Here is a 16,677-nt window from a genome sequence, read left to right as displayed (position 1 = left end):
AATGTTATAAATGTTATGAGGTAAAAAATACCATCCAGCGACTTGCAACTAAAGCATTTATTTTATTTAGAATAAAAACTGATTTGAAGGATAAGGGCATTCTTTACTTCAATCATCTGTGCATCTAAAAAAGTGCATAAGCCCGTGAACAAAATGTACAGGCTTAAGATCACCTGATCATGCGTGCTTATACTGACGACTACAGTAGGCGCGACTGACATCTGCTGAACGTAACTGCAAGTGTTTGGTTTTACGTCCTGTGACTCGCTTACGCCAAAGTTTAAAGCTGCTTGATTTTAAATTCTGGCGCATCAGTTCAATCACCGCAGGCTCATTTAAGCCATACTCACGTTGAATTGCTTCAAAAGGTGTTCGATCTTCCCACGCCATTTCAATCACACGAGATAGATCAGCATCGAGCATTTTTACATTACTAAACATCGAGTTATTCCCATTTCCCATATATTCAAGAAAATTCGTTGAGTTTGATTTGCTTTACAAATGCTTATACATAACCTAAGTATTTATTTGATGCAATTGAATTTGAGAAAATAAATTTTCAATTTCTCATCTAAAGAACCTGCGTCAGGTTCTTTTTATTGTTTGGGTTTTTGGGCGATAGGCAAGTGCCAGCCATGACGAATCGCCATTAAACGCAGCCCAAAACAAAGCAATGCACCAGCCGTAGTAGCAGCCGTAGATGGAATATGGAGGAAGGGACTGATGACAACAATACTTGAACCCGCTAGAGCTGCGGTTGCATAAACGTCAGCACGCATCACTGTAGGTACTTCCGCTAAAAGAATGTCACGCACCATTCCGCCACCAATACCTGTCAGCATACCCAACAATGTTGCCATGACGGGGTTTAAACCAAAAGTCAGTGCTTTTTGTGTACCAGCAACAGCAAATAGCCCCAGCCCTGCCGCATCAAATATCAGCATGGGGCTGCTCAATTTGTCGATGATCGAAGATCTATAGAAGGTGATGATACCTGCCAGCAGGGAGGCTGCCAAATAACGCCAATCATTAATGGCATTTGGTGGCACAGACCCGATGAGCACATCACGGGTAATTCCTCCGAAATTACCTGCTACAAAGGAAAGCACAAGAACTCCAAAAAGATCAAGCTGTCGCTTTACCCCTGCAATTGCTCCACTAATCGCGAAGACAAATGTCCCAACCAGATCAAGCACTAAGAGCAGCGTATCCATGCCAAGCCTCCCAGATTTTTATGTTGTTAGCCAGGCAAGGGCTGCCACGACTAAAGTTTCGACACCCGTTTCCAAAGTCGGATGCAACACTGGAGCAAATAACGGACTATGGTTAACTGGCATTTGGTTTAATGTTCCTTCGGCTTTTGCCTTGGCGTAAGCCGCTGGATCTGTACCACCAACAAACCAGAATACCGATGGAACCTGCCAAACTGTAGCAAAGCAGCCAAAATCTTCGCTCGCAGGTGATGGTCCAGTGTGGTGAACGCGTGCTGGTGAAAAATAAGCACGGAATGCTTCGGCAACGCAATTACTTGCGTCCACATCATTCACATTGAGAGGATATTGATCCAGTGGGGTAATCTCTGGTTTGCGTGGGGCTCCCGAAGCTTCTGCCTCTGCATTCACGATTCTCTCAATCGCGGCTAAAACGCGTGTGCGAACTCCCTCGTCAAAAGTCCGAACATTCAGTTTGATGATTGCTTCGTCAGGAATCACGTTTTCTTTTGTCCCTGCCTGCAATACACCCACGGTGATCACGGCTGCTTCGGTTGCTGCCACCTCGCGCGCCACAATCGTTTGCAGTCGAAGAACAGTAGATGCAGCCATAACAACAGGATCAATGGCGGCTTGTGGCATAGAGCCATGAGCACCACGACCGAACAGTCTGATCTGCAAGCTATCTGCGGCTGAGGTGATGGGGCCTGCGCTACCTGCAATATCTCCAGCTGCCCCCAACATGACATGCTGACCAAGCACCACCACAGGTTTTGGAAAACGTTGCAGCAGGCGATCTTCTATCATCGCTCTAGCCCCTTCAGCTGTTTCTTCACCCGGCTGAAACACGATCATCAAAGTACCTTTCCAGACATCACGAGCTTGGGCAAATAAAACAGCAGCACCGACGAGCCACGTTACATGCATATCATGACCGCACATATGCCCAACAGGTACAGACTTGCCTTGATTATCCATCTGCGTGACTGTACTGGCGTACGGAAGTTTGGTGGCTTCTTCGATCGGAAGGGCATCCATGTCGGCACGTAACATGATTGTCGGGCCATCACCATTATGCAAAAGACCGACAACGCCTGTTTTCCCAACACCTGTTGTCACCTCGTAACCTGCCTTGCGCAGCCAGTCTGCGGCAAGCCCTGCTGTTCGGGTTTCCTGCATCGACAACTCAGGATGAGCGTGTACGTCTTTGTACAAGCTCTCCAGTTCAGGCATGAGCTGATCCAGATTTTTTAAGATAGCTGTTACTGCTGTACGGTTCATAAAATCATCCTTAAACAATGAGCGGAAACAACAAGATTTACGTCTTTAGATCAGCTCTGCACCATGTAGATCAATCATCGCATTCTTGCCTTTAGACATAATCTGGATTGTTTTACTCAACTGAAGTCCATTACTTTTAATTTTTTACTGCGTGTGGTTGGTCTTGTTCTAGCCCATTTGGAAACTGCAATGAGTCCAAATCTGGTTTTCTTCATCCGTCTGAAAAAAACCGCTATAGGCAATATAGCTTTGAGATTCTGTTTATTTTTGCACCACTATTATCAAATAACCACTAAAATTTTAGACACACATCACTGTCTTTTGATAGACCTTTCATCCTCTCATCGAGAACACCGACCATTAGAACTATGTCTGTGTTTTGAATTTTAGAACATCTGAATATACTCAAAGATATCAGACTTGGCTTCAGCTCTTGAGGTATATATTTCTTCTTGATCCTTTCTCATTTTAATAACAGAAACAAATTTTCAGCCACAGCACTATAATGACGTAAGCGGTATACTGTGCAAACTACAGCCAGACTGTATTCAGACTGTGATGTTTAAAAATGTTTGTCATGCATAAGGCGCGTAGTCATACCTAATACGGTCTAAACCTCAGCTACACTAACTTTTCTCAATAACTGGCTTCACTGCTTCAATTTTGAATTTTTCAAGGTATAGCTTACCTTCATAAGCACCGTGCCAATTCGCTATTTCATCTAACTCAAAGGCGGTTGGAACGTCGCTGACTGTTCAGCTTCTGAATGATTTAGAACATCTGATCAAAAATAGCACCATTGATCATGCTATTGTTCTCAGTCTGAATAATAGTATGAATAAAATCAAAAAGATTTACTTCACATAAATTTCATTTTGCTATATCTAGAATGAATCCCACAAAGAAATACTTAAAATCCGGAAGAAACGATGTTTAAATTTTTTCTACGCTGGATAGACAGCTGGTCAGGTGATGTACAAACACAACCCGTGCATCCAAACAGCGCTTATAAAATTCAGTGGCTACGCATTTTGCCTTTCATTCTGCTGCATATTGCCTGTCTAGCAGTATTTTGGGTCGGTGTGTCTAAGTTTGCAGTATGCTTTATGCTGTTTTTTTATGTCATTAGAATGTTTGCCATTACCGCATTTTTTCATCGTTACTTGTCACATAAAACTTTTCAAACGTCCAGATTCGTTCAGTTTATTTTTATCTTAATTGGCACAATGAGTGCTCAGCGTGGCCCTTTATGGTGGGCTGCACATCATCGTTATCATCACCGTTTTACAGATACAGAAAACGACCCACATTCGTCCACGCATGGGTTTTGGTATAGCCATGTGGGATGGTTTCTGAATGATCAGAATTTTAAAATTCGCAAAGAAGTGGTTAAGGATTGGCTTAAATATCCAGAGTTAATCTGGTTAGATCGCTTCAATCTCCCGATCGTCTTATTCACTGCTGCTGCCATTTATGCTTTGGGAGAATGGTTAGCGTTCGCGTATCCAGACTTTCAAACAACAGGTCCCCAATTGCTGGTGTGGGGTTTTGTAATTTCAACGGTATGTTTGATTCATGCCACATTATGTATCAATTCTTTGGCACATTTATATGGTTCGCGGGATTTTGATACTCAGGATCAGAGTCGGAATAACCTATTGCTTTCTATCATGACCTTAGGTGAAGGATGGCATAACAATCATCATTTTTATGCGGGTAGTACCCGACAGGGTTTTTACTGGTGGCAGATTGATGTGACTTATTATTTGTTAAAAATCCTGTCTTGGTTCGGTTTAGTTTGGGGTTTAAAACCTGTTCCAAAACGCATTTATGCAGCAAGCCGCCGCAATTTATCAGAAATCAATATCAGTTCAAAAAAATTGAAAAACGGGGATCTTTCATGAAAATTGCAATCATAGGTTCGGGTATTTCTGGGCTTTATGCTGCATGGAAACTGTCAGCTCAACATGAAGTAACCGTCTTTGAAAAAAATACTTATTTTGGTGGGCATACCGATACCCATCATTTTGAAATAGAGGGGCAGGCGATTACGGTTGACAGTGGTTTTATTGTATTCAATGACTACAATTATCCATTATTTAGTGAGATGTTGGCCCAGCTTGGCGTTGATGCCCAGTCCAGTGACATGAGTTTTTCAGTCAATAATCATGTGACGGGATTACAATACAACCCTTCCAAAAAATGGTCTTTACTGACTCGCCCACAAAACTTTTTCAACAAAAAATTTCGGCGTATGTTGGCAGATTTATTACGCTTTTATCAAGATAATAAAGCACGATCTGTGATCAATCATGACCCTGAAATGACGATAGAAGCCTATTTAAACCAACACGGTTATTCAGAGGAATTTCGTCAAGAACATCTATACCCGATGTGTGGTGCGTTGTGGTCAACACCTGTCGATCAGGTCGGTAATATTCCGTATAAGTTTGTGGTGAGCTTTTTCCAGCATCATCGAATGCTACAGTTAAAAGAACGTCCGCAATGGCAGACTGTAAAGAATGGCTCAAATCGTTATATTCGCGCGATTCAACAGCAATGTCCCTCAATTCAATGGAAAAATCTAGAGATTAAAAACGTGAGTCGACATACAGACCATGTACTGCTAGAAACAGATACAGGCGTTCAAGTTTTTGACTGGGTGATTTTTGCCAGTCACGCAGATGACAGTCTAAAATTATTAAAAGATCCAACTGATTTAGAACAAGAAATTTTACAAAACTTTAAGTATCAAGATAACCATATGGTGGTTCATCATGATACATCGATTATGCCGAAACAACGTTCACAGTGGGCAAGTTGGCATGTGCATGTCACACCAGCTAAAAGTAAATTCACTGATTCACCAGCAATCCATTATGGTTTTACCTACTGGATGAATAATTTGCAGAATCTCAAATGCAAAGAGCAAATCTTCGCAACCTTAAATCCAAATATGGATATCCATCCAGCAAAGATATTGGTGCAACGGTATTACCGTCATCCTGTTTTTGATCAAAAGGCGATTCAGGCTCAATCTCGCTGGCATGAACTGCAAGGGCTAAATCGTAGCTCTTATTGTGGCGCTTACTGGGGATGGGGTTTTCATGAAGATGGCGCTCGAAGTGCTGCACGTGTAGTAGATTATTTGAAAAAATTATGATGATCTGCATGGAGTGATCAAATGTTGAATACTTCGCTTGCAATCGCAGAGGCCACTATACGTCATAGGCGTTATGCGCCCAAACAACATGCTTTTGAGTCTAAATTAAACTATCTGTGGTTTGATCCAGATCAACTTGAAACAATAACCGCCAATTCATGGCTGTGGTCTTCACATCGCTGGAACATACTCAATTTGTATGCCACAGATTTTTTAACCGCCTACCACGGCACAATCAGAGAAAAAGTACAAAAAGCTGTACTGCAATATGCGAATGTCGCGTTATCTCCAGCTTCACAAATACGCATACTGGCTTTGCCACGCTGTCTGGGTTTTCGATTTAATTCGGTGGTATTTTATTTTATTTTTGATCAAGAACAAAAGCAGCCAGCATTTATTTTGAGTGAAATTACCAATACTCCATGGAACGAGAGAAAGGTTTACCTGCATGACTGTCGCAACCAGCTCATGTCACATGGTGATTTCCAAGGTTTTGAGTTTAATTTCCAAAAATCATTTCATGTTTCACCGTTTATGCCGATGGAATTGGATTACCGTTGGCGATTTAATTTTTCTGAGACGTTAAATGTCATTCATATGCAGCTGTTTGAAACAGGAAAACAGATCTTTGATGCCACCATGCGCTTTCGTTTGAATCCAATCACATTTCCTTCACAACAACATCATTATGCTCTGAGACATAGCCTTGGACCTTTTAAAATGATGGCTTCAATCTATATACAAGCCTTTCAGTTGTGGTGGAAAAAAGTTCCATTTTACCGTCACCCAAAGAAAAATAAGGATTAATACCTCATGATGAAAGCATTTCTTTATGGTGAGCAAGATTCGCTGCCTTTTTTGTTGAGAAGCCTACTTAAATTGCGGCATGGACAGATCAGTTTTCGTGGAGTTTGGAATGGCACAGTCGGAGAGGCTTCGGATTTGCATGCCATCGTAGAGGTGCATAATCCTGAACTCATCGAGTTAATCTTTAAACATGGTGTTTTAGGTGCTGCCGAAGGATATATTCGCGGAGACTGGCAAAGTGACCAATTGGTAGAACTTGTGCAAATTCTGGCCCGTAATCGCGAGATTCTAGACAAACTCAACCAAAACGCGCTTGCTCAAGTGAGTCAGTTTGTACTGAAAAACTGGTATAAAACTCGTAAAAATAGTATCAGTGGTAGTCGCAAAAATATTGCCGAACACTATGATTTAAGTAATGATTTTTTCAAACTGTTCTTAGATGATTCACTGATGTATTCCAGCGCTGTATTTGAACATGAAACCATGTCATTAGATGCTGCTTCGGAATTAAAAAAAGAGTTGATTTGTCAGAAATTACAATTAAAACCTTTAGATCATTTGGTGGAAATCGGGAGCGGATGGGGCGGTTTTGCCATATATGCAGCACAACAATATGGCTGTAAAGTCACGACCATTACAATCTCTGAAGCGCAATATCAAGAAGCTATTACCCGTGTCCATGCTGCCGGGTTAAGCCATCGGATCGATGTACAATTGAAAGACTACCGTCTATTGGAAGGCAAGTACGATAAATTGGTTTCGATTGAAATGATTGAAGCGGTAGGCGAGCAGTATCTTCCAACATATTTTCAAAAATGTCGTGAGTTACTCAAACCGAAAGGTTTGGCACTCATTCAGGCCATTACAATTGAAGATGCACGTTATCAAAAAGCGCTCAGAACCGTTGATTTTATTAAACGCTATATTTTCCCAGGCAGTTTTATTCCTTGTATCAGTGTGCTGACCCAGACAGCTTCAGAACAAAAGCTGCGTTTGAAACAGTTAGATGATATCGGCTTGAGTTATGCCCAAACTATCCATCATTGGCGTGAGCGTTTTCTTGCCGTAAAAGATCAGGTTTTAAATCTCGGATTTGATGAAAACTTTATTCGAATGTGGGACTTTTACTTATGTTACTGCGAGGGTGGCTTTAAAGAAGGCGTGATTAGCGATGTGCATATGCTGTTTGAAGCCAGCGGTTACTAATTTGGCTGATCAAAACAGGAGAAGATGATGTTAGTTGAACTCATGATCTTGAATCTTGTGATTATGCTGTGCTGCTGGATCTGGGCAACATTCAACCGCCGCGTTGGCATAGTGGATGTTGCATGGAGTGCTTGCCTTGCTTTAAATATTTTACTGACGGCTTCTTTGACAGATATTGCTCCATTGCCGATACGTCTGTTTATCGGCATCTGTAGTGGTATTTGGTTTCTCCGACTGAGCGCGCATCTCTTCCGCCGCTATCTTTCCGAACGGCAGGAAGACAGGCGATATGCCAATATGCGTCAGGCTATGGGAAAGTTTCAACACATTGGCTTTCTGTTGTTTTTTATGTTTCAGGCAGGATTGGTTATTTTATTTTTCTTGCCGATGTGGGCATTGCTGACGACGGCTGAACAAGGCTGGCGGCCTGATTATCCTATTGTTTTAGCGATTGCAGTCGTTATTTTGGTGGTTGCTTTTATAGGAGAAACAATCGCTGATCAGCAATTATATGCCTTTAAACAACAGCCAGAACATCGTGGTTTAACCATGGATCAGGGGCTTTGGCGGTATTCACGGCATCCCAATTATTTTTTTGAGTGGATACATTGGTTTGCTTATCCAATATTAGGACTGGCAGCAGGACTCTATGTATTGTGGATTTATCCAGTCCTGATGTGGTTGTTTTTGTATTACATCACGGGCATTCCGTTTAGCGAACAACAGGCAGTTAAAAATCGGGGACAGAATTATCTCGATTATCAGCAGCGAACATCAATGTTCATTCCGTGGAAACCCAAAAAATAGGTACGCACATGGATTATATTATTCAGAAATCTTTAAAACTGGTTGAAAGTGGTTTAATTCCTGACCCAGCCATTCGAGCCGCAATTCGCGCATTAAGTAAAAAACGTCTGATTCAAGAAGGGCGTTATGATCCTGAACAGGCTGCTCAGCGTTACATGGACGTACTTAATCTGCTGAAACAAAGCAAAATTGCGATAGAGACAGATAAAGCGAATGAACAACATTATGAACTGCCAACCCAGTTCTTTCAGGCGGTTTTAGGCAAGCGCTTGAAATATAGCGCATGTTATTTTCCGCATGAAACGACGACATTAGATCAAGCAGAAAATTATTCATTACAGCTCTATAGCGAACGAGCGCAGCTAAAAGATGGTCAAAGAATTTTGGAGCTCGGTTGCGGTTGGGGTTCATTTACTTTGTGGATGGCTGAACGCTATCCAAATGCGCATATTACCGCGGTTTCTAATTCTAAAACCCAGCGCAAACATATCCTGGAGCAAGCTCAGGCTCAAGGGCTGACCAATATTGATGTAATCACCTGTGATGTAAATGTATTGGAACTGACATCCAATTATTTCGATCGTGTAGTATCGGTAGAGATGTTTGAACATGTTCGAAATTATCAGCGGTTGTTTGAAAAGATTGGTGGGTGGCTCAAGGCAGATGGTTTATTGTGGTGTCATATTTTTTGCCATCGTTTTTTACATTATCCATTTGAAATAAAATCAGAATATGACTGGATGTCTAGATATTTTTTCACAGGTGGCTTAATGCCTTCGACCTCTACTTTTTTACACTTCCAGGAGCATCTGGAACTGAGTCAGCATTGGCAATGGTCAGGTCAACACTATGAAAAAACAGCAAATGCATGGCTCAGTAATATGGATGCACAGGAAACTGAACTCCGACCAATATTTGAGCAGGTTTATGGAAAAGATGCAGATGCATGGTGGCAACGCTGGAGAATTTTTTTCATGGCTTGTGCGGAACTATTTGGTTTCGAACAAGGTCAAGAATGGGTGATTGGCCATTTTTTATTTCAAAATAAAAGCAGCTAATTATCCGGCTCTCATTTAGGAAACTTATATGCTGAAATCCCAAGCACGTAACCATCAAAAGCATGCCCTTACAGAAATATTCAATCGTTATTACTGGTTGCAAATCGGTCTGATTGCTTTATCGATTGTTGTCGGGATTGCTTGCAGTGCTTGGGTCATCAAAGGGTCGCTATTAAAAACTGCATTAGAGCAAGAAATGGAGCATTACTGGGTACGCGTAGATCGCAACCCGAATGCAGATTTGCCAGATACCAAAAATCTATATGGTTATCGATGGAATACGCATATTCCTCCCCAACGCTTTCAGAATACGCCACTGGATATTGGTGTACACCGCATCTGGATAGATGGTAAAGAGCGAATGACCGTTTATGGTGAGCGCAATGGGCAGCACGTATTACTGGTATTTGGTGAAAGCAATGTCAATAAATTAGTGTGGTTATTTGGCTTGGCGCCTCTTATGTTTAGCCTATTTGTTTTATATAGCTTTTTATGGTGGTCAAACCGACGCGCTAGGCGCTATTTTTCACCCATTACGCGACTGGCAAATGCATTAGAACATATTGATTGGGCACATCAAAACACGCAGGCATCCCCATTCGAAGATATCCATACCAATGGCAATATGGACGCGAAATATCTGAAGCAGGCTTTAGAAAAATATCACTATATTTTAAGTACATTTATTCAGCGGGAACGGGAATTTACAGGTGATGTGAGTCATGAATTACGGACACCGCTTACAATTCTGAAAGGAAATGTACAGTTATGTCAGGCACGTTATGGTGACGATAAGGCATTTAAGCGTTTGAGTAACACGATTGATGATATGCAACTTTTGGTAGATACCTTGTTGGCAATTGCGCGTAATACGACTCAGAATTTATCCTCTGAGCAAATTTTATTATCTGAAATTATTGAGGACTTGGTCGAGTCATTGCAGACAGTGAGTCAAAGTAAAGGCATGGTGATCCATGTGCAGGGTGAAAAATCAGAACAACCCCGAAATTTATACCCATCCATGACCAAAATGGTACTCAGTAATATTCTAAGAAATGCGCTGAATTATTCGCAAGGTTCAGAAATTCATATTATTCAGCAAAAACATAATTTAGTCATTGCAGACAATGGCGTTGGAATCAGCCTGCCAAATGATGCCAAGGCGCAAGAATTAGATAGCTCACAAATGACATTTGAGGTTAAAGGTCACGGGATCGGTTTGCAGCTGGTCGAAAAACTCTGTAAACAGTTGGGCTGGAGAGTCGAACTGTTTGATCGAGAGTATTACCTGTCTGTACATCCTGATCTCAATTTGGCGCCGAGTACGGGGCTCATTGTAGTGGTGTATTTTCATTAATACTCATGGGCTTCGAGTGCGATTTTAATTCCCACGCCTGAAACGGTATGAAGTAACTTTTGAGCGAAGGGTTTGTCGATCATTTTACGTAAGCTATAAATGTGGCTACGTAAAGCATCGCTTTCTGGTTCTTCATCTCCCCATAGCTCGATCATGATTTCTTGCTTGGTAATGACTTTAGGAGAGTTACGCATCAAAATTTTGAGTAATTTAAATTGAATCGGTGGGAGTTCAATGATCTGCCCAGCTCTGGATACCGTCTGTTTAGCACTATCCAAAATTAGATCATGAATTTGCAGTTTGTTATTTGATACTTCACCTAAAGACCGTTTAATTAAAGCACGTATGCGTACAACAAGTTCATTAAAATCAAATGGTTTGACCAAATAGTCATCAGTTCCCGCTGCGAAACCCTTCAGTTTATCATCAAGCGTATCGCGTGCGGTGAGCATCAGCACAGGGATATCCAGGCTTTGCTGATCGCGGAGCCAGTGACATAAATCATACCCAGAACCATCGGGTAAATTAATATCTAATAACAGTAAGTGATAAGGCTGGGATTTTAGAAAAGTTTTTGCTGCATCAAGATTGCGAGCATGATCGATAATGTAGCCGTGCGCTTCAAGAAATTCGCAAACCGTTGCGGCTAAATCAAAATGATCTTCAACCATCAGAATAAAGTGATTATTCATATGCTAACCATGAACCCTATTAATTTAATAGTTGTTGTCTTAATTTAGCATTAAAAGGTGCATGCCCAAACCATATTTTAAAATATTGATTTATTTGAGGATCACTAATTTGTCCCAAGACTTTATTATTGAGGGACAATGTCATTTTTTTGCTGCTATGCTGGTAATTTAAGCGATACAGATCTCCTTTTCTGACGGGTTGATACCATTCGGTAATTTTATTTAATGTGTTGAGTGAAATATTATCTGCAACGTTCTTTTTTAAAAAATATGTCGCCGCCTGCTTAAATGCCCATCCTGGTATGTCACGCTCATAGGAAAAATCAAGTTGAATACTTTGATTGTCCCAAGCTTTCTGACAGCTCTCTGCAAAATAGTTCACATGCCCAACATTATTTTTACTGACCATGAGTGGGGCTGAACTACATTGTTTTAATGTTGCGGCATTTGATGATACGCAGCATTGCAATATCATTCCTGTGAGTATTAGCGTGTATTTTTGAAAGGCAAAATCCATCCGTAAATTCCTCCAACCACAGGCATTGATCTGTAAAGACCATTTGCTGGGTCCCAAAAATCTTGCTGAAAGATGATTTGATTCGCTTGATTGATTTTGATTTCACTGATGCCATATGACTTCATGGCTTTTTTAGTACCAAAAATTTTAAAGTCATACGCCATTTTCCAATGAATATATGCAGAATCCTCATGATGTGTAGCGCTAATCAGTTTGACGCTGACATTGCTGACCCGACTATTCATGCCTTCAAAATGCTTGATTAGATCTTTCTTGTGGGCAAACTGCGATAAAGTATCATTAATAAACAATTGATCAGCATAGAGACTACTTGCACGATCAACAAAAACGGGTGTACCCAAAGTATTGAATGCGGCGACAAAACGTGAACCGATACTGTAGGCCTGTTCGTTATTTAAGGTAATACCTTTTATATTTTGATCTGCATTAGCATAGTCATTGGTATAACTTGGAACAGTTTTGCACGCAGTTAAACTTAAAACTGCGATAGTCGTTGCCATGAGTTTTTTAAGTTTTTTCATCACACTATTCCTTACTTTTTATTTAATCTAAGAAAAACCATGTGAAGTGAATGTGAATAGTTATTTTGTCTGGTCTGATGCCATTAAGATTCAATGCATCCAAAAATGTCACAGAGATGATAATGATTTTGTAAATTTTACTTATCGAGAGAATTTCCTGATACGGCACCCAGCCTAGACATATTTGGTTCGCTTTTTATGCAAAAAAACTGTTTTTAACGTGAAAATATATTATCAATCGGTTCAATAACATTTTATAGTCAAAGGACTATAAAGCATAAAATTCACCTGAACGGTAGTACTTTGCAGATATATGTGCCCGTTTCCATCTAATCTGGAGAAGCTCATTGCGCACGGTCAGCTATAAGTATGTTGTGATTATTGCAGTGTTGATTATTGCTGCAAGTTTTGCTGCATTACGCTGGTGGCAGGGGCCGCTATTATCAAGCTACAGCGTTGCTTCGATGCCCATTGTACAAACAGTCGTGGCAACTGGACGAGTCATGACAGTATCACGCGCTCAGGTTGGGAGTGAAATTACTGGCGTCATCCTCGAACGTCTGGTACAGGAAGGTGACCGAGTTTCACGTGGAGATTTGTTGCTGGTACTGAAATCTGATGAGATTGTTGCTCAGGTGAAACAGGCAGAGACCGCACTTACCGAACTGGCAACCAGTAGACGCCCACAGGCTGCAGTCGATTTGGCGAATGCCAAAGTCCAGCTAGATCAAGCGATCCGTGAAGCAAACCGCAGACGCAACCTGAGCGAATCTGGAAGTCTATCGACCGAAGCAAAGGAACAAGCGGATAAAGCTGAACGTGTGGCTCGTAATAACTTTGAGTCAGCACGTTTGGCGGCAACAGCACTAGCCCCAGGCAATGTTGAGGAGAAACTGCTCCGTGAACGTCTGGCTGCGCTGCAGGCACAACTGGCTAGAACCCAAGTCCGCGCTGAAGTGGCAGGTACGGTTCTGACACGTAATGTGGAACCAGGTGATCTGGTACAGCCTGGCCGTACCCTCCTCACCATCGCACTGGATGGCAGCACGGAAATTCGCGTACCATTCGATGAGCGCAATTTACCACAGCTTGCATTACAGCAGCATGCTGTTGTGATTGCTGACGCTTACCCAGATAAACCATTTCCTGCCCGTATTAATTTTATTGCACCGAGCATTGATCCGCAGCGCGGTACGGTAGAAGTACGCTTGGCAGTTGACCCTGTACCTGAATTTTTGCGTCAGGATATGACGGTTTCTGTAAATATTGAAACAGCAAAACGTGATCGAGCACTGGCGATCCCAAATGATGCCTTAACCAATGTACAGGGTAATCAGGCAACCGTACTCTTGGTACCTAACGGAAAAATACAGCATCAGCCGATTACTTTGGGTTTACGTGGTCTAGCGATATCAGAGGTCATTGCGGGTTTAAAGGCAGGGGATCATATCTTGGCTAACCCTGTTTCTTCACTGACTGATGGTACGCGTGTACGCTTGAAACTAGAAAAAATTCCTTTTGCTCAGGCGTATGCTGCAGACAGCAAAAATGAATTACCGGTGAAATTCAATTGAACAGTTTTCTTGGACGACTCTGGATTGAGTGGACGATCGCACTCAGTTTTTTGCGTGAAGGACGCGTACAGTCTTTCATGATCACCGTCGGTGTCGCTGTGGGTGTCGCAGTGATCGTGTTTGTTTCATCTTTAGTACAAGGTCTGCAGTCGAATATTATCCAGCGAACTTTAGGCACGCAAGCGCATATCCGTGTGTTATCACCAGATCAGGTGAACCAAACTCTTCCTCCAAAAGCAGGAACTTTACAATTATTGCTGGAAGATAAGCGTGCACAACGCTTGCGCTCGATCAACAACTGGCAGGAAGTTATGGCAACGCTAGATCAGTTGCCTGTACTGACCGCAGTATCACCTGTTGTATCAGGTCCTGCATTTGCCCAACGTGGTGACGCGCTCGAATCTGTAGCGCTCGTCGGAATTAATGTAGAGCGTTATCAAAAAATTATTCCCCTCAAAAACTATCTGATCAGTGGTCAGCTGCGAGTAGGGGCGGACAATGTACTGATCGGGAGCCAGTTAGCCGATGACTTGGGGGTGCAAGTAGGAAGTAAGCTGCGACTGGATACAGGTCAACAAAATAGTACGGTGGTGAATGTTGCTGGAATCTTTGAGCTAGGCGTGCGTGAACTGGATGCGCGTTACGTCTATCTCGACTTAAAACAGGCGCAATCATTACTCAACCTTCCTGGGGGAGTCACTGTCATCGATCTGACCGTTACAGATATTTTCAAAGCCGATGAGATTGCTGCGCAAGTTGGACGCTTAACTTCACTGAAGGCTGATAGCTGGATTAAAACCAATTCACAATTAATGAATGCGATTTCAGCACAGAGCCTGTCCACCAATATGATTATTGTCTTTGTGGCTATTTCTGTCGCTTTTGGAATTGCCAGTGTATTGTCAGTTAGTGTCGTGCAACGAACTCGGGAAATTGGTATTTTGCGTGCAACAGGTGCAACCCAACAGCAAATTTTGCGTATTTTCCTTTTTCAGGGTGCCATGTTCGGTTTAATGGGTTCAGTTATGGGCAGTGCGGTGAGTTATGCGCTAGTGTGGGCCTTTAATCACTTTGGGCCAGGTTTATTTTATATTCCAGTGCCCATCAACTTGGTACTGCTCGCATTACTGTTGGCAACCCTCACTGGTACCCTCGCTGCAGCTGTACCAGCACGCCGAGCAGCAGCTCTTGATCCTGTGGAGGCGATTCGTCATGTCTAATCCTGCTCATGAAGTCCTGCGCCTAGAAGCATTGTGCAAGTCTTACAATATCGGCCAGCCCAATGAAGTTGAGGTTCTGCATGGGATTGATTTGCGTATAGATCGCAGTGACTTTGCAGCACTGATTGGGCCTTCAGGTTCTGGCAAAAGTACTTTATTGAATATTCTTGGTCTGCTGGATCAACCAAGCAGTGGCGAACTTTATCTGCTGGGTCAGCCTACAAGTAACATGGATGATGCAGGACGTACCGCGTTACGCGGTAACAGCATCGGTTTTGTGTTTCAGTTTCATCATCTGATTCAGGCATTTACGACCTTAAATAATGTGCTGATGCCATGGATGCTGACACGGGGGAAACCCGATAAATTGGTATTGGAAAAAGCACATGAATTATTGGCTGCGGTCGGTCTGGAAAACTTTGCCGACAGAAAACCAAATGAACTCTCAGGTGGTCAGCAACAGCGGGTCGCGATTGCCAGAGCACTGATCACTGATCCAGCATTATTATTGGCCGATGAGCCTACAGGCAATCTGGATACTCAAACAGCTGCAGATGTTTTCGAGTTGTTTCGAAAAGTTCATCGTGAGCGAGACTGTGCAGTGCTGCTAGTCACCCACGATCCACGCCTGTCAGCAACCTGTGATCGAACCATTAATCTAGTTGATGGCAGCATCAAAAGTGATTCGCTAAATCAAAAAGCATCGGCAGCTCATCTCTGACAGAAGCGCAAATGTGAACAGATCAGCATAATTAAACCTAGATCATTGATAGAAAAGAAAAAACCCCGACATCCTGTCGAGGCTTTTTCGTATTTGCGTTTTAAGTATGATTCCTGTCGTACTTCACATCCTGATGCTTGAACTTATCATTTTTGTTTTATGTTCCAGAACTTTCTGTTCTTTATAGCTTTAGAGTAAGGGATCCGATTGAGTTTGAATATGGACATTGTCTCTATCTTTTGTGCGCGACAGCTTACAAGGTTAAGAAAATATGACCGCTGGAAGCAGCACTTTACAGGGTCAAAATGCCGATTTTTCAATATTTTTATTGGCACTCACTTTTAGAGTTGGATCTAAAAAAACGGCATGTTTAAAAGTCAGATTTTTATGATTTTAGGGTACTTAAAGTAATTAAGTTTATGATTTAATTAAGTATACTAATCATAAGTTCATAAGTTCATAAGTTCATAAGTTCATAAGTTCATAAGTTCATAAGTTCATAAGTTCATAAGTTCATAAGT

General features: G+C 41.9%; 16 protein-coding genes and 1 pseudogene. 10 read left to right on the top strand and 7 right to left on the bottom strand.

The genetic code is table 11. From position 1 onward, the window contains the following. Nucleotides 1-177: 177 nt before the first annotated feature. The 4 genes and pseudogenes from P255_RS13665 to P255_RS15760 all read right to left on the bottom strand — a co-directional run. Nucleotides 178-441 carry a TIGR03643 family protein gene (locus tag P255_RS13665; protein ID WP_004898258.1) on the bottom strand — a complete coding sequence of 88 codons (264 nt, stop codon included), beginning with the start codon at nt 439-441 and terminating at the stop codon, nt 178-180. A gap of 155 nt (nt 442-596) precedes the next feature. Next, nucleotides 597-1,214 (bottom strand): trimeric intracellular cation channel family protein, encoded by a 618-nt coding sequence (locus P255_RS13660; protein WP_004898260.1) that lies wholly within the window; start codon nt 1,212-1,214, stop codon nt 597-599. Between the two features lie 18 nt (nt 1,215-1,232). Further along, nucleotides 1,233-2,492 carry a M20 family metallopeptidase gene (locus P255_RS13655; protein WP_004898262.1) on the bottom strand — a complete coding sequence of 420 codons (1,260 nt, stop codon included), beginning with the start codon at nt 2,490-2,492 and terminating at the stop codon, nt 1,233-1,235. A gap of 389 nt (nt 2,493-2,881) precedes the next feature. After that, nucleotides 2,882-3,000, bottom strand: a pseudogene (locus tag P255_RS15760) (IS3 family transposase); the annotation flags it as partial. A 421-nt stretch (nt 3,001-3,421) separates the two neighbouring features. Here P255_RS15760 and P255_RS13650 point away from each other — a divergent pair. Genes P255_RS13650 through P255_RS13620 form a run of 7 tightly spaced genes read left to right on the top strand, consistent with a single transcriptional unit; the run spans nt 3,422 to nt 10,890 of the window. Continuing rightward, a complete protein-coding gene (locus P255_RS13650) occupies nt 3,422-4,396 on the top strand; it encodes an acyl-CoA desaturase (RefSeq protein ID WP_004898264.1) in 975 nt (324 codons plus the stop codon). Further along, nucleotides 4,393-5,655, top strand: coding sequence for an NAD(P)/FAD-dependent oxidoreductase (locus tag P255_RS13645; RefSeq protein ID WP_004898267.1), 1,263 nt, complete (start codon nt 4,393-4,395; stop codon nt 5,653-5,655). The genes P255_RS13650 and P255_RS13645 overlap by 4 nt, the downstream gene beginning before the upstream one ends. A 21-nt stretch (nt 5,656-5,676) precedes the next feature. Next, nucleotides 5,677-6,462 carry a DUF1365 domain-containing protein gene (locus tag P255_RS13640; protein WP_004898269.1) on the top strand — a complete coding sequence of 262 codons (786 nt, stop codon included), beginning with the start codon at nt 5,677-5,679 and terminating at the stop codon, nt 6,460-6,462. 6 nt (nt 6,463-6,468) lie between these two features. Beyond that, nucleotides 6,469-7,668 (top strand): SAM-dependent methyltransferase, encoded by a 1,200-nt coding sequence (locus P255_RS13635; RefSeq protein WP_004898270.1) that lies wholly within the window; start codon nt 6,469-6,471, stop codon nt 7,666-7,668. A gap of 27 nt (nt 7,669-7,695) precedes the next feature. After that, nucleotides 7,696-8,475, top strand: a complete 780-nt coding sequence (locus P255_RS13630) for a DUF1295 domain-containing protein (RefSeq protein WP_004898272.1) — start codon at nt 7,696-7,698, stop codon at nt 8,473-8,475. 8 nt (nt 8,476-8,483) lie between these two features. Continuing rightward, nucleotides 8,484-9,533, top strand: coding sequence for an SAM-dependent methyltransferase (locus tag P255_RS13625; RefSeq protein ID WP_004898274.1), 1,050 nt, complete (start codon nt 8,484-8,486; stop codon nt 9,531-9,533). Between the two features lie 28 nt (nt 9,534-9,561). Further along, nucleotides 9,562-10,890: a sensor histidine kinase gene (locus P255_RS13620; RefSeq protein ID WP_004898275.1), complete on the top strand. Its 1,329-nt coding sequence runs from the start codon at nt 9,562-9,564 to the stop codon at nt 10,888-10,890. Here P255_RS13620 and P255_RS13615 read toward each other — a convergent pair. Genes P255_RS13615 through P255_RS13605 form a run of 3 tightly spaced genes read right to left on the bottom strand, consistent with a single transcriptional unit; the run spans nt 10,887 to nt 12,641 of the window. Continuing rightward, nucleotides 10,887-11,582, bottom strand: coding sequence for a response regulator transcription factor (locus P255_RS13615; RefSeq protein WP_004898277.1), 696 nt, complete (start codon nt 11,580-11,582; stop codon nt 10,887-10,889). The two genes, P255_RS13620 and P255_RS13615, sit on opposite strands and share 4 nt — an antisense overlap. Before the next feature lie 19 nt (nt 11,583-11,601). Further along, nucleotides 11,602-12,099 (bottom strand): chalcone isomerase family protein, encoded by a 498-nt coding sequence (locus tag P255_RS13610; protein WP_004898279.1) that lies wholly within the window; start codon nt 12,097-12,099, stop codon nt 11,602-11,604. Further along, a complete protein-coding gene (locus tag P255_RS13605) occupies nt 12,069-12,641 on the bottom strand; it encodes a hypothetical protein (protein ID WP_004898280.1) in 573 nt (190 codons plus the stop codon). The genes P255_RS13610 and P255_RS13605 overlap by 31 nt, the downstream gene beginning before the upstream one ends. Nucleotides 12,642-12,988: 347 nt before the next feature. Between P255_RS13605 and P255_RS13600 the strand changes: the two genes are divergently transcribed. The 3 genes from P255_RS13600 (at nt 12,989) to P255_RS13590 (ending at nt 16,156) form a co-directional block, all read left to right on the top strand. Continuing rightward, entirely contained in the window at nt 12,989-14,215 is a 1,227-nt protein-coding gene (locus P255_RS13600; RefSeq protein WP_004898282.1) for an efflux RND transporter periplasmic adaptor subunit, read from the top strand. A 77-nt stretch (nt 14,216-14,292) separates the two neighbouring features. Continuing rightward, nucleotides 14,293-15,435 carry an ABC transporter permease gene (locus P255_RS13595; protein WP_004898284.1) on the top strand — a complete coding sequence of 381 codons (1,143 nt, stop codon included), beginning with the start codon at nt 14,293-14,295 and terminating at the stop codon, nt 15,433-15,435. Further along, a complete protein-coding gene (locus P255_RS13590) occupies nt 15,428-16,156 on the top strand; it encodes an ABC transporter ATP-binding protein (RefSeq protein ID WP_004898286.1) in 729 nt (242 codons plus the stop codon). Before P255_RS13595 ends, P255_RS13590 begins: the two co-directional genes overlap by 8 nt. Nucleotides 16,157-16,677 lie beyond the last annotated feature (521 nt).

Source organism: Acinetobacter brisouii CIP 110357, assembly GCF_000488275.1.
Taxonomy (GTDB): Bacteria; Pseudomonadota; Gammaproteobacteria; order Pseudomonadales; family Moraxellaceae; genus Acinetobacter; species Acinetobacter brisouii.
The sequence above is the reverse complement of the archived record's forward strand: the minus strand, read 5'-3'. Positions and strand labels throughout refer to the sequence as shown.